Here is a 20353-nt window from a genome sequence, read left to right as displayed (position 1 = left end):
CATCTTGGATACGATTCCTTTTTTATTTGTCAATTCACCAATTACGATATTCACGGCATATTTTCCTTTGTGGAGGTTTTAAAAGTAATCTCGCATTGCAAAATCATTGCTTTATTATCTTCTTTTTATCCATTTATACATCTCAAACCACAGAACCGAAGCCGCCGAAATTAAATACGACATTCCTAATTCCGGGATGTTCAACCCGGTTACATTAAAGAAATCAGCAAAACGGGGTATATACAATATGGCAAAAAGTAATGCCAACGTTGCTCCGATGATAACCGGAAATAAACGGTTTTTGTATTTGAAGCTGTCGAATATACTATAAGTGAGAGAGCGGTTCGCTAGACTCAAAAATATATTGGAAAAAATTAAGGTAGTAAAAACCATTGCTCTTGTAGTTTCTTCGTTACTTCCCTTTTGAACGGCAAATTGATAAACGAATAATACACCTGCTGTAATTATCAAGCCTTGAATAATGCTGATGCTTAATTCTTTCCGGTTCAGAAAGGTTTCTGTCATTTTACGTGGCTTTTGTAACATTGCATTTTTCTCTATCGGTTCGTTTTCATAGACAATGGAACAGGTTGGCCCCATAATGAGCTCCAGAAAAATAACATGTACCGGCGTAAAAATATGCGGGTAAATCCAACCTAAAAACAAAGGCAGTGAAACGGTGAGAATAATCGGAATATGAATAGAGATAATATACTGAATAGCTTTTTTGATATTGGCGTAAATCCGGCGCCCTGCAGCAATTCCTGTAATGAGTTTGTCTAAATCATCGTTGGTAATCACCAGTGAGGCTGCTGCTTTGGCTATTTCTGTTCCTTTGTTTCCCATAGCGACACCAATATGAGCGGCTTTCAGTGCAGGGGCATCGTTCACACCATCACCCAACATAGCCACCACTTCTCCGTTTTGCTTCAAAGCGTTTACTATTGCCAGCTTTGCTTCGGGAAACATCCTTGTAAATAAGGTTGTTGTCTTTGAAAGCTCTATTAATTCTACTTCGGAATGATGAATGATTTCAGCACCATTAACAGCCGGAGTATGGTTGACAATACCCGCTTGTCGGGCAATGGCATTTGTGGTGTCGGCATTGTCGCCTGTAATCACTTTTACTTTAATTCCGGCATCGTAAATTTTCTTGAATACTTGCTGGATATTTTTTTTAGGAGGGTCGTAAAACACAGTAAATCCTAAAAAATCAAAATTGAAATCCTGCTGTTTTTCGGGAAAATTGTTTCCCTTAAAATAACATTTGGCAACGCCTAATATCCGGTAACCTTGTTTGCCAAAATCACTGATATGCTGACGCAGTTTGTCTTTTTCGTATTCCGAAAGATTGGAAACAGCAAGAATGGCTTCGGGAGCACCTTTGGCTGCCACTATTCTTTCGCCAGAATGGTTTTCAAAAAGATGCGTCATCATCGGAGGCTTACCGTCCAACGGATATTCGTGCACCATTTGAAAATCTTTCCGTCGGTCATTCGGTTGAGCTTGCTCATAAATCTCATGAAGTGTTTTTTCCATCGGATCAAACGGAACGGGTTCACTGCTCCACATCGCAAACTCAATGAGTTCGGAAAGTTCGGGTGCATTGAAACGTTCTTCGTCAAAAACCTGATTGGATTTGTAATCGAAAAGGGCTTTCAGTCGCATGGAGTTTTCAGTAATTGTTCCGGTTTTATCTGTACAAATTACAGTAGTGCTTCCCAGTGTTTCTACCACGCTGCTACGCTTGATTATTATACCTTCACGCATTAGTTTCCACGCTCCCAATGCCATAAACGTAGTGAAAGCCACGGGAATTTCTTCCGGTAAAATGGACATTGCCAAAGTCAGCCCGACCAATAGACTTTCTATAATATTCCGTGATTGCCAGAAACTGTATGCCCAAACCATCAGAAAAACCACTATTCCAATAACTGCCATCCATTTTACAAATTTGGTAATCTGGATTTGCAGTGGTGAACGCTCTTCTTTAATCTCCTGAATGGATTTTCCGATTTTTCCCAGCTTGGTTTCTGAACCGATTTTTTCTACTTTAAAAACCGCCAGTCCTGAAACTGTCAAAGTACCGCTATATATTTTTCTGTCTTCGGTATCCTGATTTTTAAACACAGAAAAACTTTCTCCTGTAAGAGAGGCTTCATTTACGGAAAAATCATTGCTGTGCACTATTTCACCATCGGCATTAATCATTTTTCCTTCCTCAGTAATGCATAAATCGCCCACGGCAATTTCGTGGGTAGCAATTTGTATTACTTTTGAATTTCGGATAACCGTGCTGAGTGGTTCGTTCAGTTTTTGCAGCGCTTCCAGTGCCTTTTTGCTGCGATTGTCCTGATAGAATGAGATACCTGAAACAGCTATGGTTGCTCCCAACATAAAAGCCGCTTCGGAATAATTGCCCACAATCACATAGATGACAGCCACTGCAATGAGTAAAAGCAACATCGGTTCTTTGAGAATAGCCAATAACATATTGTACCAGGTATTCTTTTTTATACTGTCTGAGTGGTTATAACCAAATTTATTTTGGGAAATTTTTAGCTCTTCTTCCGAAAGACCTGTGAGATGTTTTGGAATATTATAGGTTGTCATATTTTTTAATTTTAGATGATTAGTTTCAAGTATTGAAACTGCTTTCGGAATAACTAAATTAATAGGTTACCAATTATTTTTTAATATGAATTATTTATTTATTCTCCACCGATCATCTTGGAAACGATTCCTCTTTTATTTGTCAATTCACCAATTACGATTCCGCCAAAATGCAATAAAATGAATATCGGGAACCAATAAACTGCCCATTTGTGTATCGCAGATATCTGGTCACTCCATTGGCCATCTACCCATTTCAGGTAAAATCCCGTAATGATAGAAACGGCGACAAACAAGTAAAAAACGATATAAATAAATCCTTGCATTCTTTCCTTTACCGACTGGGATTTCTTCAACGGATCAGGAAATTTAATTCCCTTTACAAGCATATAAACTATCCTTGCCAAAAATGCCAGAACCATCATGTAGGCAGCATATTCATGCCATTCCCACATCGGTTTTTGAATGCTTTTTACCATAGATATTATCTGTTCCTTTTCCAGGGAAATGTTGTGCCTTTGCATCCCGGTTTGAACGGTATTAATAATTGTTTTTTTGCTCATCCAGTACATCCGTAAAAATCCGGTAATAAATAAAACAGACATTAATAGTGCAACCGACCAATGTAAGATCCGGTGGGTTGCCGTAAACTGATTTTTATTTTCTTTTTTCATTTTTTAAAATATTTTAATAATTCCTAATCCAAATTGTTTTGTTTGATAAGTGGGCAGAATAACCAATGATGACTGATTCTTTTTGCCGGTAAACCATTTTGAAATGGTCGGAAATAACCAATAAGCCATTTCTGTAGACAGAATGCCAATACCTGCACCGGCAATTACATCCCCAACCCAATGTTTGTCATTAAAAACCCGGTAGATGCCTGTCATGGCAGCAATCGGGTAGCCGGAAATACTTAGCCAAAAATTGGTTTCGTTATATTCCCTGAACATAAAATGTGCGGATGAAAAAGCCGTAGCCGTATGACCTGATGGAAAAGAAGTCTTACTGGAACCATCCGGACGTTCCTCGCCAACTAACTGTTTGGTGGGTAAAACGATTGCTGCCGATAGGAGTTGTGAGGTTATATAAATGATGGTTCTATCCTTAAAATTGTGCTTCCCTTTTACACCGGCCAGATTTAGTCCATAAACGGCAATAGCAGGTACATACTGTGTATAGTTGTCAATCTTGGCTCCGGGCAAGATATGTTCCATGCTCTCGTAACGGGTCGATTGGTTAAGCTTTTTCAAGTCATCGGACATTAAACTTAAAATACCATACGATACCAGAACTGAAGGAATGATGAGCTTCTTTGCCGAAAACTGATATACAGGATCTGTCTTTTGGGATATTACGCTACTGTCTGCCTCCATCTTTTGAGAAAAAAGTAACGTTGGGCATACAAGGAATACTAAGAATAGATATTTCATTTTTATTTAAACTTGAGGTTCAACGAAATAATATCACCCTTCATACCCGTTGTTTTTGTATAATGCCCATAGCGAATCTCAATCATATTGAATTTTGAGATTCCGAATAATCCGTTAGGAAGATTGAAACGCGCACCCATACCAAAGAACTGGCTGTTGAATTTGGACAGATCATAATTGCTGGTATAAAACTCGTTTGATTCGCTGTGTGTCTGATAAGCACCGAAATACTTCACCGCAGTCTGTGTATAATACCTGTAGAAAGGACTGAGCGAGACAAAAGGAGATAATTTTACGGGTGTTTCTATGTTGAAAGTATGGGAATTTATACCCCAGTTATCTGTATAATAGCGGTAGTAGGTACGAATAATGAACCTGTCACCTAAGAAATAATTGGCACGGAACCCCAAAGGAAGTTTGAACCTATTATCGGGAAGTTTTTCCTGATGTACACTATTATCAGAAAAATATACCCGGTGGAACGGCAGGCTCAATAGTCCATTTTGCTGAACGGCATCTACAAGAAATACGAGCTGCAAATTGGCATTGATAATCTGCGAATAGGAAAGTGATGCTGCGAAAGTATTCCGACCTTTTGTTCCGGCGTCTTCCTTTGTTCCGTAGGTTCTCAATTCTATTGGCGCAATAAGTTTTACCTGATCGAGATACCCATGAAGATTAGCCGTAAATTCCCCCATTTTATTGGCTGTTTTCTTAGAGAATCCAATATTTGCCCCAAATGACTGGTAGTCAAATTCCGTGGAAGAAGATACACCTGCCATAAAACTATTCCCTTTTTCTTCATTCTCCAGTTGCCAGGTTAATGATGGATAAACTCGGGTGTCACTACTCGATGCAGAAGAATTGGCTTTCAAATCTATCCTATCAGAGGAAGCTGAAGTATAGTGGTCTACACCCAATTCTCCTACAAAGGTGTGCTTGCGTTTTTTCTTGTCATACCGGATGAGTTTTACATTGATGATATTGGAAATATCTGTCAGCTTTTCTGTTCCGATACCGCCTGTTACCGCAGAATTGTTTCCATCCTGCCTGTAATAACTCGACACTAAGTTCACTTCATCCACCTTTAGTTTTCTTACCGAAGCAGAATCTTCTTTTATCTGCTGTGCCTGGACCTGATAAAAACTAAGAAGTCCTAACGCACTTATATATATTCGTTTCATTTTTCTTTTTTATGTTAGCATTTCACTGATTTTAATTACATCCGCAACCTCCGCCACTTTTCCCCGCATTGGCTCCGGAAGCACCTTCACGGTATGATTGAAAGTTCAGTTCAGTCCTTTCTATGGTACGATTGCTCAGTATCATTTCGGCATCGTTGAGTTTGTTCTTCTGATACTCTTTCACAGTGGTGCAAGAGCCAAGCAATAATGTACCGATAGCGCCTAACAGAATTATCTTATTTGTTCTCATAATAAATTGATATTTTTTGAAGTGAATATTTTGTTTTTATCATCTATGATGATGCATTCTATTTGATGGATTTGGTTAATCATTTCCAATCCTGCCTTAACGCCCATAATACTTACAGGTGTAGCCATCGCATCTGCGATCTCTGCATTGGGGCAGATAACCGTTACACTTTTAATCCCGGTAATCGGCATTCCTGTTTTGGGGTTGATGGTGTGTGAATATTTTTTTCCGCCAATCTTCACATATTTTTCATAGTTGCCCGAGGTGGCAATAGCCGTGTCTGTAAGGTTCAGATAAGAAAATGGCAGCCGGGCCTGATCAGGATTGGCAATTCCTATCGTCCAGGGTTTGCCGTTTGCCTGTTTACCCCAAACGGTTAAATCGCCTGAAGCATTGATGATACCAGAACCCACACCTTGCTTTTGCAAAATGTCCTTAGCCATTTCTGCGGCATAACCTTTCCCAATACCACCGAAACCGATACGCATCCCTTTTTCTTTGAGATAGACAGTACTGCTTTCCCTGTTCAGGAGTACGTTTTGATAATTGATGAGATAAACCATTTTCTTCGCTGTTTCAGCATCAGGGAGCTTGGTCATTGACCTGTCAAAATTCCACAGACCTTTATCTACCCCACCGTAAGTGATGTCAAAAAAACCGTTTGTAATGCTGCTGATGCGAAGGCTCCGCTCTATCAGGTTAAAAACTTCGGTATCTACCTTCACCGGCTGTATCCCGGCATTGTCATTAATCAGGTTTGTCTGGCTATCTGATTTATATGTGGTAAATAACTGCTCTATGCGTTTAATCTCCGCAATGGCAGAATCAATTTGCCGATGGGCTACAATCTCATCTGCGCCCACAACGGTGATTTCAAAAGCATTCCCCATCAGCTTTTCGGTTTTGCGAAATTCCTTTAGTGTCATTTTCTTACTTTTTTATATTGGGTGATGATTTCGTTCGTAAATCCTTCCACACCAACTTTTGGGAGGCCTTCCCAGGTTTTCAATACTTTTCCATCTTCATCCAATAAAAGTGTATAAGGGAAAGCACCACCGGGATTATATTGCTCCGCCAAAGCCTCATTTTCCTTTATGGTTTGGGATAGCGGTTGGTTTTTCTTTTTCCTGGGAAAATCAGCATTTACATACACCAAAAGACTATCAGCCATTTGTTTGTAAGTTTCATTTTCAAAAATGGTTTTGTGCATTTTGATGCAGGGCACGCACCAATCCGAACCGGAAAAATTTAACAGGATCAGCCGGTGCTGCTCTTTAGCCTGTTGTTTTGCATTATTTATTGTGGTCTGACCAAATGCATGGAACACGACGATCAAATTGAGTATCAAGAGAATCTTTTTCATTGTTTTAATTTTATAAATGAGTTCTTAATATGATAGTCTTTGAAATTGTAACCCGGTTGCTCAACTCCAATAACTACTTGGGTTTGCAATTTTTTGCGCTGTATGATGTTACTCTTCATCTTCCGTATTTTTTAATTTCATCAGAAGCGTGTAGGCATTTTTAGAAACGATGTTTTTACCTGTAAAATCGTCTGCGTTTACAATTTGGACAAAGCCGTTTTCTTTTGCGCCTACGGTTACGGGTAGCATTTTATAAGTTTGTTTTGCGGTTTGCACAAACACGTAATCCTTTCCCTCAAAATTCACCACGCTTTCTTCCGGAACGGCATGGGCGAACGTGGTTTTGGCTTCTATTTCAGCATTCATATACATGCCTGGGGATAGGCTTACACTGGGAGATTCAAAATGACAATGCACTTCCGAAATACCACCGTCCCCAACATTTCTACTAATGAGAATGATCTCTCCTTGATATTTTTTATCGGGTTCTGCATTGGAATAGGCCAGTAGTTTTTGTCCGATTTTCAGTTTATCTAAATCATTTTCGTAGACTTTCAGATTGAGGCGCAAATCATTGGGATTGACCAATTCAAATAATACATCTGAAGGGTTTACGTATTTCCCGATGTTCACATTTACCTTGCTCACAAAGCCATTGATTGCGCTGTAAACCGGAATAGTTTTGGTGATTTTATCCGCCGACAGGCTATTGGGATTGATGTTGATAAGACGTAATTGCTGCGCCAGGGCATTCATCATAATTTGTTGGTTATTCATCTCTGCCTGTGCCGTCTGCATCACCTTGTCGCTGCTGGCCTGGCTTTGGTTAAGGTCTTTTTGTCGCTGATAGTCCAGTTGCGCAAAGTGCAGTTTTGATTTGGCCTGCAAATAATCCTGTTGCAGCTTTATATATTGTGGATCTTCCATAACGGCAATCGTTTCTCCTTTTCGTACATACATTCCCGGCAGTAAGCGGGTACTTTTCAAGAAACCGCCCAATAGCACGTTTACCGAAATCAGGTTTTGTGGCGGGACATCTATTTTCCCATTTAGTTTTAAAACAGAAGCAATGTTTTTTTCTGAAAGACGTACCGTTTCAACCGCCGCATTCTTTAATTGGGCATCTGTTAACACGACGGTGTTGCTTTCATTTACAACAGCTTGTTTAACCGCTTCCTCAGGTTTGTTTTGGCATTGGACCAACAACAATATTCCTAAAGTGGGAAATAACATTTTTAGCTTGCCCAGGCTTTTATTTTTTATATTGAATGAATACATTGTTATAAGAATTTAATTGATATAATTGATTTGTATGATAGTATCGTTCAGTGCTTTGACAGCATCAGCATAATTGCTTTGAATGTTGATGGCCTGATTAATGAGTATCACAAAATCCAGGTAATTGATTTCCCCATTAACGAACTGCTTTTGTATTGTTTCTGTAACGACATCTGCACTTTTAAGTCCTTCATTTTCATAATAGTTTACAATCTCTAGATTGCTCCGGTAACTTTCCAAGAATTGTTTGTACCTGTTCTGCAAATAAGCACCTGTAGCCTGCAATTGGTTTTCTGTAATACTTTCGGTGATTTTAGAAGCATTGACTCTCGCTCTCTGCGCCTGTGAAAAAACAGGAATAGAAACACCAACCTGTACCGAATGGAATTGCGGAGAGGCATTGTACAGCTTATCATCAGCACCGGTTCCTTTGAAACTGTTGAGATTATAACCAATCATCAAACCGGGCAACAATTTGGATTTTTCTACTTTGGTTTGGCTCGCTGCAATATTTTTCTGCTGTGCCAGAACTTCTAAAACGGGATTTTTATTTGTTTCATTAACCTGTAACGGGAGTATTTTTTCAGAAGATTCCACTTTATAAACCGTATCCGAATTTAACAACCATTGCCACTGCAACTTCGCCTTTTCCAATTCCTGCTGTACCTGTTTCAACTGGATATTGATGGCAGCCTTTTGATTTTGTGCCGTTGTTTTTTCTAAAACATTGCTTTCTCCTTTTTGTAGGCGCAACAAAGATCTGGCATAAAAATCGGCATATAATGAATTGGCCTTTAGTAGCAGCTTTTCCTTTTCCTGCCAGAACAGGATGTTGTAAAACGTTTGGGTGACCGCTTTTTTTAATTCAAATTCTTTCAGGGATACATTCAGCAAACTGTATTTCCATTCCTCTGTAAATAACTCTTTTTGCCTTTTATAAACCGTTGGAAAAGCGATATTCTGTGCAACTCCGAACTTGGTATCCTTATATGCACTGTTGATCTGCCCATAATCAGCCGTGATGCTGGCCTGAGGAATATCTGCCGAAGTTTTGATGATCGCTTTGGCATAATCGGCTCTTAGGTTTTCCGTTTTTAGATTTTGGTTATTCTGAACCGCTAATGCAATCGCTTTGTCCAATGTGATTGTTTCCTGTGCATTTACAGAACCCGTTCCCATTAAAGTAACTGTTAAAACAATCAATAACGTGAGTGTTTTTTTCTTGAATATATTCAGTCTAAGCCCTTTTTCAAATGCGATAAACAATAAGGGAAGCACAAATAACGTGAGTAAAGTAGCGCCCATCAATCCGCCAATAACTACTGTTGCCAGCGGACGCTGCACTTCCGCACCTGCACCATTGCTTACTGCCATCGGAATAAAACCCAATGAAGCCACAAATGCGGTCATCAGTACCGGACGTAAGCGGGATTCGGTTCCGTCCACCACTATGCGGACAATGTTTTTAATTCCTGATTTTTTTAAACGGTTAAATTCGGCCACCAATACAATCCCATTTAAAACGGCCACGCCAAACAGCGCAATAAAGCCAATGCCTGCACTTATGCTGAAAGGCATTCCGCGAAGTGCCAAAAAGAAAATTCCGCCAATGGTAGACAATGGGATTGCGGTATAAATCAATAAACTTTCTTTCACTGATTTGAAAGCAAAAAATAAAAGCACAAATATCAAGGCCAATGAAATAGGCACCGCAACCATTAAACGGCTTTTTGCCTGGTTCAGATTTTCAAATGAACCACCGTATGTAATGGAGTACCCGGCCGGAAGCTTTATCTGCTTGTTTACTTTGCCCTGTAATTCCAGTACAATACTTTGTACATCCCTACCTTTTATGTTGAAACCGACAATAATTCTTCTCTGTGTATTCTCCCGCTGAATCTGGTTGGGACCATCTTTTATCTTTACTTCGGCCAACTGAGAAAGGGGAATCTGGTTGCCTGAAGGTGTAGGGATTAATAAATTCTGTACGTCTTCCAAATTCTTCCGCACATCGGCATTTAGTTTTACGACCATATCAAAACGTTTTTCTCCTTCAAAAACCAAACCCGTGCTTTGTCCGGCAAATGCCGTATTGACTACCTTGTTGATACCGGCTACAGACAAATGGTATTGGGCAATTATTGGGCGGTTATAGGTAATGATAATCTGGGGCATTCCGGTGACAGGTTCTATATAAAGGTTTTGTACACCGTCTACCGTATTGATTATTTTGCCCAATTTGTCGGCCGTTGCTGCGAGTGAATCCAGATCATCCCCAAAGATTTTCAATACCACATCCTGCCTTGCACCGGTCATCAGTTCATTGAACCGCATATTTACCGGGTACTGGAAACCTGCGGTAATTCCGGGTACGTCTTCCAAAGCTTTGCTCATTTTCTCGGATAGCTCCGGAAAAGTTTTGGCAGATGTCCATTCGCTCTTGTCTTTTAAAATAACCATCATATCGCTGGCATCCATTGGCATCGGGTCGGTAGGCACCTCACCACTTCCTATTTTGGTGACTACTTTAATCACTTCAGGAAAGCGTGTTTTTAAGATATGGGCAGCTTTTTGGGTACTTTCAATGGTTGTATTCAGATTACTTCCCGTCAAAACCCTGGTATCTACTGCGAAATCCCCTTCCTCCAATGATGGAATAAACTCACCGCCCAACCTTGACATCACAAAAATTGCCACAATAAACAATATTGAAACCACTGCGATAATGCGCTTGGGCATTCGGATGGCTTTTAGCAAGAACTTTTGGTAAAAAGCTTCTACACAGCGCATACCCCTGTCTGAAAGGTTGTGTTTATGGCTGATTTTCCTGCTCAGCACCCAGGAAGTCATCATTGGGATATAGGTAAGCGATAACAAAAATGCACCCAATAGGGCAAAGGCTACTGTCTGTGCCATTGGCCGGAACATTTTGCCTTCTATACCCTGCAAGCTTAGGATGGGTAGATAGACGATGAGAATGATGATTTGTCCAAAGACAGCACTGTTCATCATTTTTCCCGCAGAACCAATTACCGTGGTATCCATTTCTTTTTTGGATAAATTGGTCATTTGCTGAAACCTGGCATTGTGGGACAATTGGTGCATGACAGATTCTACAATGATGACGGCTCCATCTATGATCAGCCCGAAGTCCAATGCACCAAGGCTCATCAAATTGCCGCTTACGCCAAACATATTCATCATACAGATGGCAAATAGCATGGCCAGCGGAATAACCGATGCCACCAGTAGTCCTGCCCTGAAATTTCCAAGGAATAAAACCAACACGAGAACCACGATCAGTGCACCTTCCATCAGGTTTCTCTCTACGGTACTGATGGCATTGTTAACCATTTTGGTACGGTCAAGGAAAGGCTCAATTACGACGCCTTCGGGCAGTGTTTTCTGTATTTGGTCTACTCTTGCTTTTACATTCTTGATAACCTCGCTGCTGTTTGCTCCTTTCAGCATCATCACAACGGCGCCGGAAACTTCGCCCTGGTCATTGTAAGTCATCACTCCGTAACGGGTGGCATACCCCATCTTTACAGTGGCAATATCCCTGATGAACAAAGGTGTTTCGTTGTTTTTATTGGCAATGGAAATATTGCCTATATCCTCCAGAGTGCCAATCAGACCTTCACTCCGGACATATAGTACGGTAGGCCCTTTTTCGATATATGCGCCGCCGGTATTTTGGTTGTTTTCTTCTAAAGCTGAAAAAACATCATTGATGCTGATTCCATAGGCGTTGAGTTTATCAGGGTTTACCGCAATTTCATATTGCTTGAGTTTGCCTCCGAAACTACTCACTTCAGCAACCCCTTTCACGCTTAATAACTGTCTGCGTACAATCCAGTCCTGAATGGTGCGTAGTTCAGCAATATCATATTTTTGTTCATACCCTTTTTTAGGGCGGACCACGTATTGGTATATTTCACCCAATCCTGTGGAAATGGGTCCTAATGCCGGTGTGCCAATCCCTTGGGGAATCTGGTTTTGAACCTGTTGAAGACGCTCGGATACTTGTTGCCGTGCCCAATAAACATCTATACCATCATCAAAAACAATGGTAACGAGCGAAAGTCCAAAACGGGAAAAGCTGCGTATTTCTTTGGTGCCGGAAATATTGCCAGTAGCTTGTTCTATGGGGAAGGTAACCAGGCGTTCAATATCTGTCGCACCAAATGAAGGTGCTATGGTGATAACCTGCACCTGGTTGTTGGTGATGTCAGGCACGGCATCAACGGGCAGTTTTGTGGTTTGGTAAGCACCTATTCCTATGAGTGCTATGACCAAAAGCCCTATAATGAGTTTATTTCTTACAGAAAACTCAATGATTTTAGTAAGCATAATTTTACTTGTTAATCAAATTATTATTAAATACAATTACAGGTAGATACGGCAGTATCTATCGTAAAAAATAACAGGATTAACCAATTGACGATCACATTCTAAGAAGCCCCGATTTTATGGAGATAGGAATGCATAATAATGGTATAACACTTTCCTCTATGAGTATAGTGCATAACAAAATTGTACTTCAACAATTCATCAGGCAGCGTATAAAGAATACCCTAATAATGGAGTTGAAGATGAAATTCTATACAATCGTACTATAAGAAAAGTCTATGCAATAGATTATCACAAAATACAATGGGGTTATGTTTTTTACTGTGGAAGAAATCGAAAAGAAATACAATGTTCTTTCTCCAAAGTACAATACCAACCTACATTCAAAGGAATTTGCAAAAACGGCATAAAACAGCTTTCCTTATGCAAAGTGCAAAAAGAATTTACAAAAAATCAATCGGTCAAAAAGGAAGAATTAACAAGATTTTGGAGGCTGCCAGATAGCAGAGAGAAACTGATTTGAAACGAACGAATCATCAAAAGAAACTACCTTAGAGGATCTTTGTATATCAATTTTATGAATTGATTCAAAAAAAATCGGTTGGGGGTATACAAAGCAAAAGCTCAATACAGTTCCGTGCATAATGAAAGGAAGCTTTTGATCCTGGTCATAATCATCATCGTGCGGATGATTTTCAAGGTGATTGCCTTCGTAATGAAGTGCCAAAAACTCAATAACGGAAATTTGAGGGCTTTTTTCTTTATGTTCGAAATAATGCTCGACCAACATAGGAAATTTCAACAACTGACCTAACTCTGTTGTTGAAATAAGATACGTAGTTAGAAAAAATATTGCGAGCACTTTTTTCATATACACAAATATACGGAAAACTAACATTCAAAATGACATTTCACCGTAATTTATACTGTGTCTATATAAAATTTGCAAAATTTCGAAATTTAAACTCATTAGTGTTACTTACTGCGAAAACAAATGCTGTAAATTCGGGTCATTCTTGATGCGCTCCATTTCGTTTTGAACGATATTCAACACATCAGATTTTATCTGACGGTAATTGCTTTCAATTTGCTTTTTCATCTTATCCTCGTCGTGTTCATCTACAAAAGAAAGGATTTCTGGTATTTGCTGATAGGATTTGCTTTCTGCTGCTACCTTTTCATTGTCCACCACAATTTCAGCGTGAAATATTTTTTGCTCGATACGTTCATCAAAGTTATCCGATACGGAACCCACGAACATACCCTGCGTTAAGGTAGAAATTTTGGAAGCAGGAATAAGGCTGTCTAATTGTGCGGAGGCTAAGACGGGCCACACCTGCGTTATTTACCATGACATCCAGCTTGCCGTATTGTGTTAAAGCTCCTTGAGAAAAGTAGCCGAATTAGTATTTATTGTAGTCAAAAATGCTTTTTCCACAAATCGAAAAAGGACTTTTGTTTTAATAATGCGGAAAAATCAATCAATGCTTTTTTTATCCCTTCTGTAAGGGGTGCGGTAGCAAGTCCTATGCCGGTGCTTCCACCTGTAATTATTACGTTTTTATTTGTAAAACTCATTTTGTAAAACTCATTTTTTTATATGAGGGCACAAGAGTAAAAAGAGGAAATTCTTTTTCGGTTATTATAGCAATAAAATTATTTCCTTCAGGCAATTTTTAATTAGAAGAAACCTTGTCTATATGTGCAACCAGATCGAGAATTTTATTGGAAAAGCCATATTCATTATCATACCAACTAACTAATTTTACAAATGTCGGAGATAATGAAATACCTGCCTTTATATCTAATACAGACGTTCTTGTTTCCCCAATCATATCCGTAGAAACTACATCTTCGTTTGTATATCCGACAATTCCCTTCATGCCATTTTCTGCAGCATAAATTACGGCATTGCATATTTCTTCGTAAGAAGCCGGGGTTTTAAGTCGGAAAGTAATATCTGCTACCGATACATCTAGTACAGGAACCCTAAACGATAATCCGGTAATTTTACCAGCAAGTTCGGGAATGACCTTCCCGACAGCTTTAGCCGCTCCTGTCGCCGATGGAATGATATTGTTTGAAGCGGCTCTACCTCCTCGCCAGTCTTTTGAGGATGGGCCATCTACCGTTTTCTGTGATGAAGTTGTTGCGTGAACTGCCGTCATCAAGGCTTCTTCTACACCAAAATTATCGTTCAATACTTTAACTATCGGTGCTACGCAGTTTGTAGTGCAGGATGCGTTAGATACAAAAATTTCTCCATTGTAGTTTTTTTCATTTACCCCCATAATAAAAATTCCGAATCAATGAATTATTTGTTAAGACCAACACTTTTTTGCCAAGAACGATTGCCCCTGTTCTTGGCTCTTTTTATTGGTCTGCTCGTTAATGATATTACACCGTTATTCTATAAGACCATAAGCCTCCTTCCTTTAATTTCAAACTTTATATCACTTACTTCTTCTAGCCGATCTAATACGTCGCGTAAAGAGTTACTCTGTTGAAACGTTCCCGTTATTTTCTCTTCTGAATTCTTAACAATGTTGATTTCTTCAATGTTATACCATCGTCCTAATTGCTCAAGAATATCTGTAATTTTTGCATCATTAAAACTAAAGTATCCATCTTTCCAACTGGTTACATCACTCAGATCGACTCCTTTATTTAACATACTAAAGCCATTTTCATTTGTTGAATACTGATCCCCTGGTTTTAATATTACATTACTCTTTGGAGTTATCAACCGGATCGTTCCCTGAATCAAACTCGTTGTTGTCGTAACCTCATCTGAATATGCCCTGACATTAAATTTTGTACCAAGAACTTTAATCTTGGCCTGTTGGGTTTCTACATAGAAAGGTCTATCCATAGCATGCGCAATTTCAAAATATGCCTCGCCAATTAACTTGACATTCCTAGATTCTTTTTTGAAGACAATCGGATATTCCAGAGAAGCTCCGCTATTGAGAAATACGGTTGATCCATCAGCTAATAAAAGCTTACTTTTATATCCTTTAGGGCTAGAAAATATGATAGTTTCTCTGGTTAAACTAGAAAGATATTTCTCATTAGAATTTTGTTGAACTTTGTAAAGTATAGTTCCATTTTCCTCCTTAATGAGCGATACATCGATCGATTTCTCGTTTAACAATAAATTTCCACCCAGATAGGTAATCCGACCATCTGGCAACCTGAGCGAAGGTAAGCTATCTACTGGAAGCAATATATCTCTTGCTTCAGGATGAACAGCTGAAGCTACATGAGTTTGACTTATATGTGATGACCTATAATAGTTAAAGGTTATAATTCCTAGTATAATAAAGACAGCAAATATTCCAGCTATTCGTAAGAAATACCGATGTCTTTGAAACAGCAACTGAAGTGGAGTATTTCGCTTCCGACTTAACGATTCAATGGTGTCCCTTTTGATTTTTTTTGCTTGTATTTGAAAATCAACATCGGACACATCTATATTACTTAACTTATCTAAGGATTGATACCAATTTAACACCTTCATTTCTTCCTCAGGTGTGCAATCCCCATGTAGATATTTTCTTAATAAAGCCTTTGCCTGACTTTGTGTATTGTTCTTTTCCATTCACCTGTATAACCAATAAAAAGTGACACAGGTACTGTTAAGAAATTATTATGAAATAGTATTATTAATATGAATTGTAAAACTTATCAGAAGTAAGGTAGAATAATGGTTTCGACGAATTACAAAACGGAGATGTTTTAAGGCCGAAGTCAAATTATTCTTCACTGTCTGTTCGGATAAAGACAACGTTAAAGCAATATCTTTTACACTTAAACACTCTTCCCTACTCAGATAGAATATTGTCTTCATCGTTTCTGGCATTTTTTCAACAGCTTGATATAAAATCTGCTTTAATTCCTCTGCTATCATATCTTCTTCGATAGAAGAAGTGTATGAAATCTTGTAGCTTTGTGCTAGGAGCTGTTCGTTAACAACCATACGATTATTTTTTATCATTCGGTTTATAACCTCATATTTCGCCGCTTTAAAAAGATATGGATAAAGTGAATCTTCTGCCGTATAAATATCTCGGCGTTTATTCCATAGGGATAAAAATATATCCGGTACAATTTCCGCAGCATCTGTGACAGAGTTCAACCTCCTTGAAACATGTCGAACCAATATCTCCGTATATCTATACATCAGACACGAAAAAGCACTCTGGTCATCTTTCTGAAGTAGGAAGAGTAATTCTTGGTCAGACATCTGTTTCATACCACAAAACTAATCAAAGAATCATATCACAGTTTATTAAATTTATATTAAGGATAATATCTCATCCACCTGTAGTTTTACAGTAGTGTATTTCTATTCGAAAAACCAGAGTAGACCAACCGAATAATCCGGAGAGGCTTGTCATTTTAGCTTGCATATATAAAGGGCTTATATAGTTAGTGTGACTGGAACAACAAAATCTGCCATTTCTGGTATAATTGCAACGCTTGAGACGAAATTCGATATTACTGAGGAATTGACCTTAGCGATTAGAGGAGGAACACTTGGAGATATTTTATAGGAAATCTTTCTGTTACATGTGTGGTGATGTCCTATAATAGGACGATACAATAGAGCAAGCAGAAGTTGGGCAGAGCCCTACTTTTCTTGCCCCATTTACCAAAAATGGGGTTTAGAGTATCCTCCGGGGATACTCTCTTCGCTTCATGATAGCATTAAGCCTCTTTTTAGTATACTGGTTGGTATACTCAGCTCCTACCCAAACATAGAAATAATAGGCCGTATTTTCACAAATGTATTAATGCGTGTAAAACTCGCTAAGTTGGACTTTCCAACATGTGTGGGTTGGTCGGAAATTCATATTCGCCGCCCTCTTTACAAGAAAAGCAGTCAAATGAAGATTTATCAAGAAATAGACCTCTATTGACAATTAAATCAATAAAAATGTTATGCTCTTTATTTTTAGATAATATTCGATTCAGATCATAGTACCAAATCAAATATTATCTATAATAAGAAAAAAAATGCCAAACAGAGAATTACATAAATAAGGTTTGAAATGGTTCTACTTTAGATCCTCCCAATTATATTATTCAATGTATCGGAAGGACGCATTGTCTTAGCTGCCAACTCATCATTCGGGAAATAGTAACCACCAATGTTTTGTGCACTACCTTGTGCCGCGATCAATTCTTCATTGATTTTTACCTCATTATCTTTCAATTCTTTTGCAACAGCTGAAAATTTATCAGCTAATTCAGTATCCTTAGTTTGCGCCGCTAATGCCTGGGCCCAATATAAAGTCAGATAGAAATGTGAACCACGGCTATCAATCTGACCCACTCGACGCGCTGGCGACCTATCGTTTGCCAGGAATTCTGCTGTGGCGTCATCTAAAGCCTCTGCTAATACCAAAGCTTTCGGGTTATTTTGTGTTTGGGACAAGTGTTCCAATGAAGCTCCAAGTGCCAAGAATTCACCCAATGAATCCCACCTTAGATAACCTTCTTGAAGAAGCTGTTCTACGTGTTTAGGAGCTGAGCCGCCAGCGCCTGTTTCAAACAGACCTCCACCATCCATCAATGGAACGATAGATAGCATTTTAGCAGATGTCCCAACTTCTAAAATAGGGAATAGATCCGTCAAATAGTCACGCAGTACATTGCCTGTCACTGAAATTGTATCTTCTCCCTTACGAATGCGCTCCAATGAGAATTTGGTCGCGTCAATTGGAGATAAGATACGGATATCTAATCCTGTCGCATCAAGCTCTGGTAAATATTTTTCTACTTTCCTAATGATCTCTCGATCATGTGCACGGTTTTTATCCAGCCAAAATACTGCTGGTGTTTCAGATAGACGAGCACGGTTTACCGCTAATTTTACCCAATCCTGGATGGGCGCGTCTTTCGTTTGGCACATACGGAAAATATCACCTTCCTCCACCTTTTGCTCCATGAAAACGTTTCCTTCAGCGTCTACCACACGGATAGTACCATTTCCTGCCGCTTGGAAAGTTTTATCGTGTGATCCGTACTCTTCAGCTTTTTGAGCCATTAAACCTACATTTGGAACAGAACCCATCGTTTTAGGGTCTAATGCGCCATGCTCCTTACAGTCTTCAATAGTTGCTGCATAGACACCTGCGTAACAACGGTCAGGAACCATAGCAATCGTATCTTCTTCTTGACCTTCTTTATTCCACATCTTGCCTCCGATACGGATCATTGCTGGCATAGAGGCGTCGACAATGACATCCGAAGGAACATGGAAGTTTGTAATACCTTTATCTGAGTTGACCATCGCCAATGCAGGACCATTTGCAATAGTAGCATCAATTGCGGCTTTCACTTCGCCTTCTTTTGCGTGGCCTGCAATTTTAGCATATACCTCACCCAGGCCGTTATTTTTATTGATACCGAGTTTTTTGAACAGATCACCATATTGTGCGAAAACATCTGCAAAGTAAGTTTCAACAACGGCACCAAATATAATCGGGTCAGAAACCTTCATCATTGTCGCCTTTAAATGTGCGGACAACAGTACACCCGCTGTTTTAGCTTCTACTATTGCATCTGCAACAAAGGCCTTTAACGCATTTAAACTTAATATGGAAGAATCAATTACTTCATCCGCTTTTAAAGGAGAAAGTCCCTTCAATTCTGTCACGGCACCATGTGCATCAACAAATTCAATTTTAAATTGACAAGCATTTTCAACAGTTACGGATTGCTCTGAACCGTAGAAATCGCCTGAAGTCATCGACGCTACTTTCGTTTTGGAATCTTTGGACCAGGCCCCCATTTTATGAGCGTGTGTTTTAGCATAATTCTTAACTGCTTTAGGTGCACGACGATCGGAGTTCCCCTCACGTAACACTGGGTTTACCGCCGAACCAAGTACCTTTGCATATTTAGCTTTGACTGACTTTTCGTCTTCTGTTGTGGCTTCATCAGGATAATTTGGAATAGCGTAGCCCGCTTTTTGCAATTCAGCAATAGCACCTTTCAATTGAGGAATCGATGCTGATATATTGGGTAATTTAATGATATTCGCCTCCTGAGTTGTTGCCAACTGACCCAACTCGGCCAAAGCGTCAGCAATTTTTTGATCTTCTTTTAAAAATTCTGGAAAGCTAGCAAGAATACGGCTTGCCAAAGAGATATCTCTCAATTCGACGTCGATATCAGCTGTAGCGGTAATCGCCTGGACGATGGGTAAAAACGAATAAGTCGCCAATAGCGGAGCTTCATCTGTTTTTGTCCAAACAATTTTTGATCTGTTTGACATAATGATCTATTAGAAATATATTATATTTTAATACTTTGTGAAATGATTGAAAAATCTTTATTTCTCAAAAACTCACCTAAAGATAAGATTAAATTTAAAAAATCTGATATAAATTCAGAATTTCCTTCTTTTAAATGATTTTTTTTAAACAATAATTTTGTACAATCCATTAAAACGTGTTAAAAATTTTGTATTTTTGAATCAAATATTTGGAATGATGCGCGAAACTAAATCAAAGCAAACATCCTTTTGGCGGAAATATGAAAAACATGCATCGACAGAAATCTTCATGTATATAGTAATAGTTTTTATTATTTTATTTGGAATATTGCTTTTTCTGTAAATAGCTAAGATAGAGTGTATTTTATTTTTTTATAATTTACTAACCATAGATAGCATGTAGATATAAGTAAGCTATCCGACCGATGTTGTTAGGTATGTTGATTTCTTTCATGCCAAAATATAAGAGCATATTACACTGAATGCCGATTTGTATGTCGTTAAATTTGTATGTCGTTAAATTTTTGACAAACTTAGATTAGAATTTCAGGGAATTGATAAAATTATTCTGTTAAGATATTTGAATATAATTAA

At 38.8% G+C, this 20353-nt stretch carries 15 protein-coding genes and 1 pseudogene; all 16 read right to left on the bottom strand.

The features are described 5' to 3' along the window. Window positions 1–114 precede the first annotated feature (114 nt). The gene (locus L1283_RS09720) at window positions 115–2613 is read right to left on the bottom strand and encodes a cation-translocating P-type ATPase (RefSeq protein ID WP_429626081.1); all 2499 of its coding nucleotides are present in this window, start codon (window positions 2611–2613) and stop codon (window positions 115–117) included. 98 nt (window positions 2614–2711) lie between these two features. Next, window positions 2712–3287, bottom strand: coding sequence for a cytochrome b/b6 domain-containing protein (locus tag L1283_RS09715; protein WP_021188771.1), 576 nt, complete (start codon window positions 3285–3287; stop codon window positions 2712–2714). Window positions 3288–3290: 3 nt separating this feature from the next. Further along, window positions 3291–3989, bottom strand: coding sequence for a phosphatase PAP2 family protein (locus L1283_RS09710; RefSeq protein ID WP_236590822.1), 699 nt, complete (start codon window positions 3987–3989; stop codon window positions 3291–3293). A gap of 59 nt (window positions 3990–4048) precedes the next feature. Beyond that, on the bottom strand, window positions 4049–5230 hold the full coding sequence (locus tag L1283_RS09705) for a DUF3570 domain-containing protein (protein WP_021188769.1): 1182 nt from the start codon (window positions 5228–5230) through the stop codon (window positions 4049–4051). 31 nt (window positions 5231–5261) lie between these two features. Then, on the bottom strand, window positions 5262–5480 hold the full coding sequence (locus L1283_RS09700; RefSeq protein ID WP_021188768.1) for a DUF4266 domain-containing protein: 219 nt from the start codon (window positions 5478–5480) through the stop codon (window positions 5262–5264). Continuing rightward, window positions 5477–6406, bottom strand: a complete 930-nt coding sequence (locus L1283_RS09695) for an FAD:protein FMN transferase (protein WP_429626080.1) — start codon at window positions 6404–6406, stop codon at window positions 5477–5479. Before L1283_RS09695 ends, L1283_RS09700 begins: the two co-directional genes overlap by 4 nt. Further along, window positions 6403–6843 carry a thioredoxin family protein gene (locus tag L1283_RS09690; RefSeq protein WP_021188766.1) on the bottom strand — a complete coding sequence of 147 codons (441 nt, stop codon included), beginning with the start codon at window positions 6841–6843 and terminating at the stop codon, window positions 6403–6405. The genes L1283_RS09695 and L1283_RS09690 overlap by 4 nt, the downstream gene beginning before the upstream one ends. 108 nt (window positions 6844–6951) lie before the next feature. Then, window positions 6952–8121, bottom strand: coding sequence for an efflux RND transporter periplasmic adaptor subunit (locus L1283_RS09685; RefSeq protein ID WP_286735076.1), 1170 nt, complete (start codon window positions 8119–8121; stop codon window positions 6952–6954). 12 nt (window positions 8122–8133) lie between these two features. Then, the gene (locus L1283_RS09680; protein WP_286735074.1) at window positions 8134–12474 is read right to left on the bottom strand and encodes a CusA/CzcA family heavy metal efflux RND transporter; all 4341 of its coding nucleotides are present in this window, start codon (window positions 12472–12474) and stop codon (window positions 8134–8136) included. A gap of 475 nt (window positions 12475–12949) precedes the next feature. After that, window positions 12950–13345, bottom strand: a complete 396-nt coding sequence (locus L1283_RS09675; RefSeq protein ID WP_115046024.1) for a hypothetical protein — start codon at window positions 13343–13345, stop codon at window positions 12950–12952. Between the two features lie 108 nt (window positions 13346–13453). Beyond that, window positions 13454–13792: pseudogene (locus tag L1283_RS09670) on the bottom strand (conjugal transfer protein TraG); the annotation flags it as partial. A 101-nt stretch (window positions 13793–13893) separates the two neighbouring features. Then, window positions 13894–14052 carry an SDR family oxidoreductase gene (locus tag L1283_RS09665; protein WP_021190864.1) on the bottom strand — a complete coding sequence of 53 codons (159 nt, stop codon included), beginning with the start codon at window positions 14050–14052 and terminating at the stop codon, window positions 13894–13896. A gap of 98 nt (window positions 14053–14150) precedes the next feature. Further along, window positions 14151–14765, bottom strand: coding sequence for a type I glyceraldehyde-3-phosphate dehydrogenase (locus L1283_RS09660; RefSeq protein WP_115046025.1), 615 nt, complete (start codon window positions 14763–14765; stop codon window positions 14151–14153). A gap of 119 nt (window positions 14766–14884) precedes the next feature. Continuing rightward, complete coding sequence (locus L1283_RS09655) at window positions 14885–16075, bottom strand: FecR family protein (protein ID WP_115046027.1); 1191 nt, start codon at window positions 16073–16075, stop codon at window positions 14885–14887. Window positions 16076–16123: 48 nt separating this feature from the next. Beyond that, complete coding sequence (locus tag L1283_RS09650; protein WP_115046028.1) at window positions 16124–16729, bottom strand: RNA polymerase sigma factor; 606 nt, start codon at window positions 16727–16729, stop codon at window positions 16124–16126. Window positions 16730–17539: 810 nt separating this feature from the next. Further along, window positions 17540–19759, bottom strand: a complete 2220-nt coding sequence (locus L1283_RS09645) for an NADP-dependent isocitrate dehydrogenase (RefSeq protein WP_286847985.1) — start codon at window positions 19757–19759, stop codon at window positions 17540–17542. Window positions 19760–20353 lie beyond the last annotated feature (594 nt).

Source organism: Sphingobacterium sp. HSC-15S19, assembly GCF_050433745.1.
In the GTDB taxonomy this organism is placed as follows: Bacteria; Bacteroidota; Bacteroidia; order Sphingobacteriales; family Sphingobacteriaceae; genus Sphingobacterium; species Sphingobacterium siyangense.
This window is presented reverse-complemented; position numbering and strand designations above follow the sequence as displayed.

Excerpts from the sequence above, each read along its gene's own strand:
- L1283_RS09720 (WP_429626081.1), bottom strand. The coding sequence starts at position 2,613 with ATGACAACCTATAATATTCCAAAACATCTCACAGGTCTTTCGGAAGAA.
- L1283_RS09715 (WP_021188771.1), bottom strand. The coding sequence starts at position 3,287 with ATGAAAAAAGAAAATAAAAATCAGTTTACGGCAACCCACCGGATCTTA.
- L1283_RS09710 (WP_236590822.1), bottom strand. The coding sequence starts at position 3,989 with ATGGAGGCAGACAGTAGCGTAATATCCCAAAAGACAGATCCTGTATAT.
- L1283_RS09705 (WP_021188769.1), bottom strand. The coding sequence starts at position 5,230 with ATGAAACGAATATATATAAGTGCGTTAGGACTTCTTAGTTTTTATCAG.
- L1283_RS09700 (WP_021188768.1), bottom strand. The coding sequence starts at position 5,480 with ATGAGAACAAATAAGATAATTCTGTTAGGCGCTATCGGTACATTATTG.
- L1283_RS09695 (WP_429626080.1), bottom strand. The coding sequence starts at position 6,406 with ATGACACTAAAGGAATTTCGCAAAACCGAAAAGCTGATGGGGAATGCT.
- L1283_RS09690 (WP_021188766.1), bottom strand. The coding sequence starts at position 6,843 with ATGAAAAAGATTCTCTTGATACTCAATTTGATCGTCGTGTTCCATGCA.
- L1283_RS09685 (WP_286735076.1), bottom strand. The coding sequence starts at position 8,121 with ATGTATTCATTCAATATAAAAAATAAAAGCCTGGGCAAGCTAAAAATG.
- L1283_RS09680 (WP_286735074.1), bottom strand. The coding sequence starts at position 12,474 with ATGCTTACTAAAATCATTGAGTTTTCTGTAAGAAATAAACTCATTATA.
- L1283_RS09675 (WP_115046024.1), bottom strand. The coding sequence starts at position 13,345 with ATGAAAAAAGTGCTCGCAATATTTTTTCTAACTACGTATCTTATTTCA.
- L1283_RS09665 (WP_021190864.1), bottom strand. The coding sequence starts at position 14,052 with ATGAGTTTTACAAATAAAAACGTAATAATTACAGGTGGAAGCACCGGC.
- L1283_RS09660 (WP_115046025.1), bottom strand. The coding sequence starts at position 14,765 with ATGGGGGTAAATGAAAAAAACTACAATGGAGAAATTTTTGTATCTAAC.
- L1283_RS09655 (WP_115046027.1), bottom strand. The coding sequence starts at position 16,075 with ATGGAAAAGAACAATACACAAAGTCAGGCAAAGGCTTTATTAAGAAAA.
- L1283_RS09650 (WP_115046028.1), bottom strand. The coding sequence starts at position 16,729 with ATGAAACAGATGTCTGACCAAGAATTACTCTTCCTACTTCAGAAAGAT.
- L1283_RS09645 (WP_286847985.1), bottom strand. The coding sequence starts at position 19,759 with ATGTCAAACAGATCAAAAATTGTTTGGACAAAAACAGATGAAGCTCCG.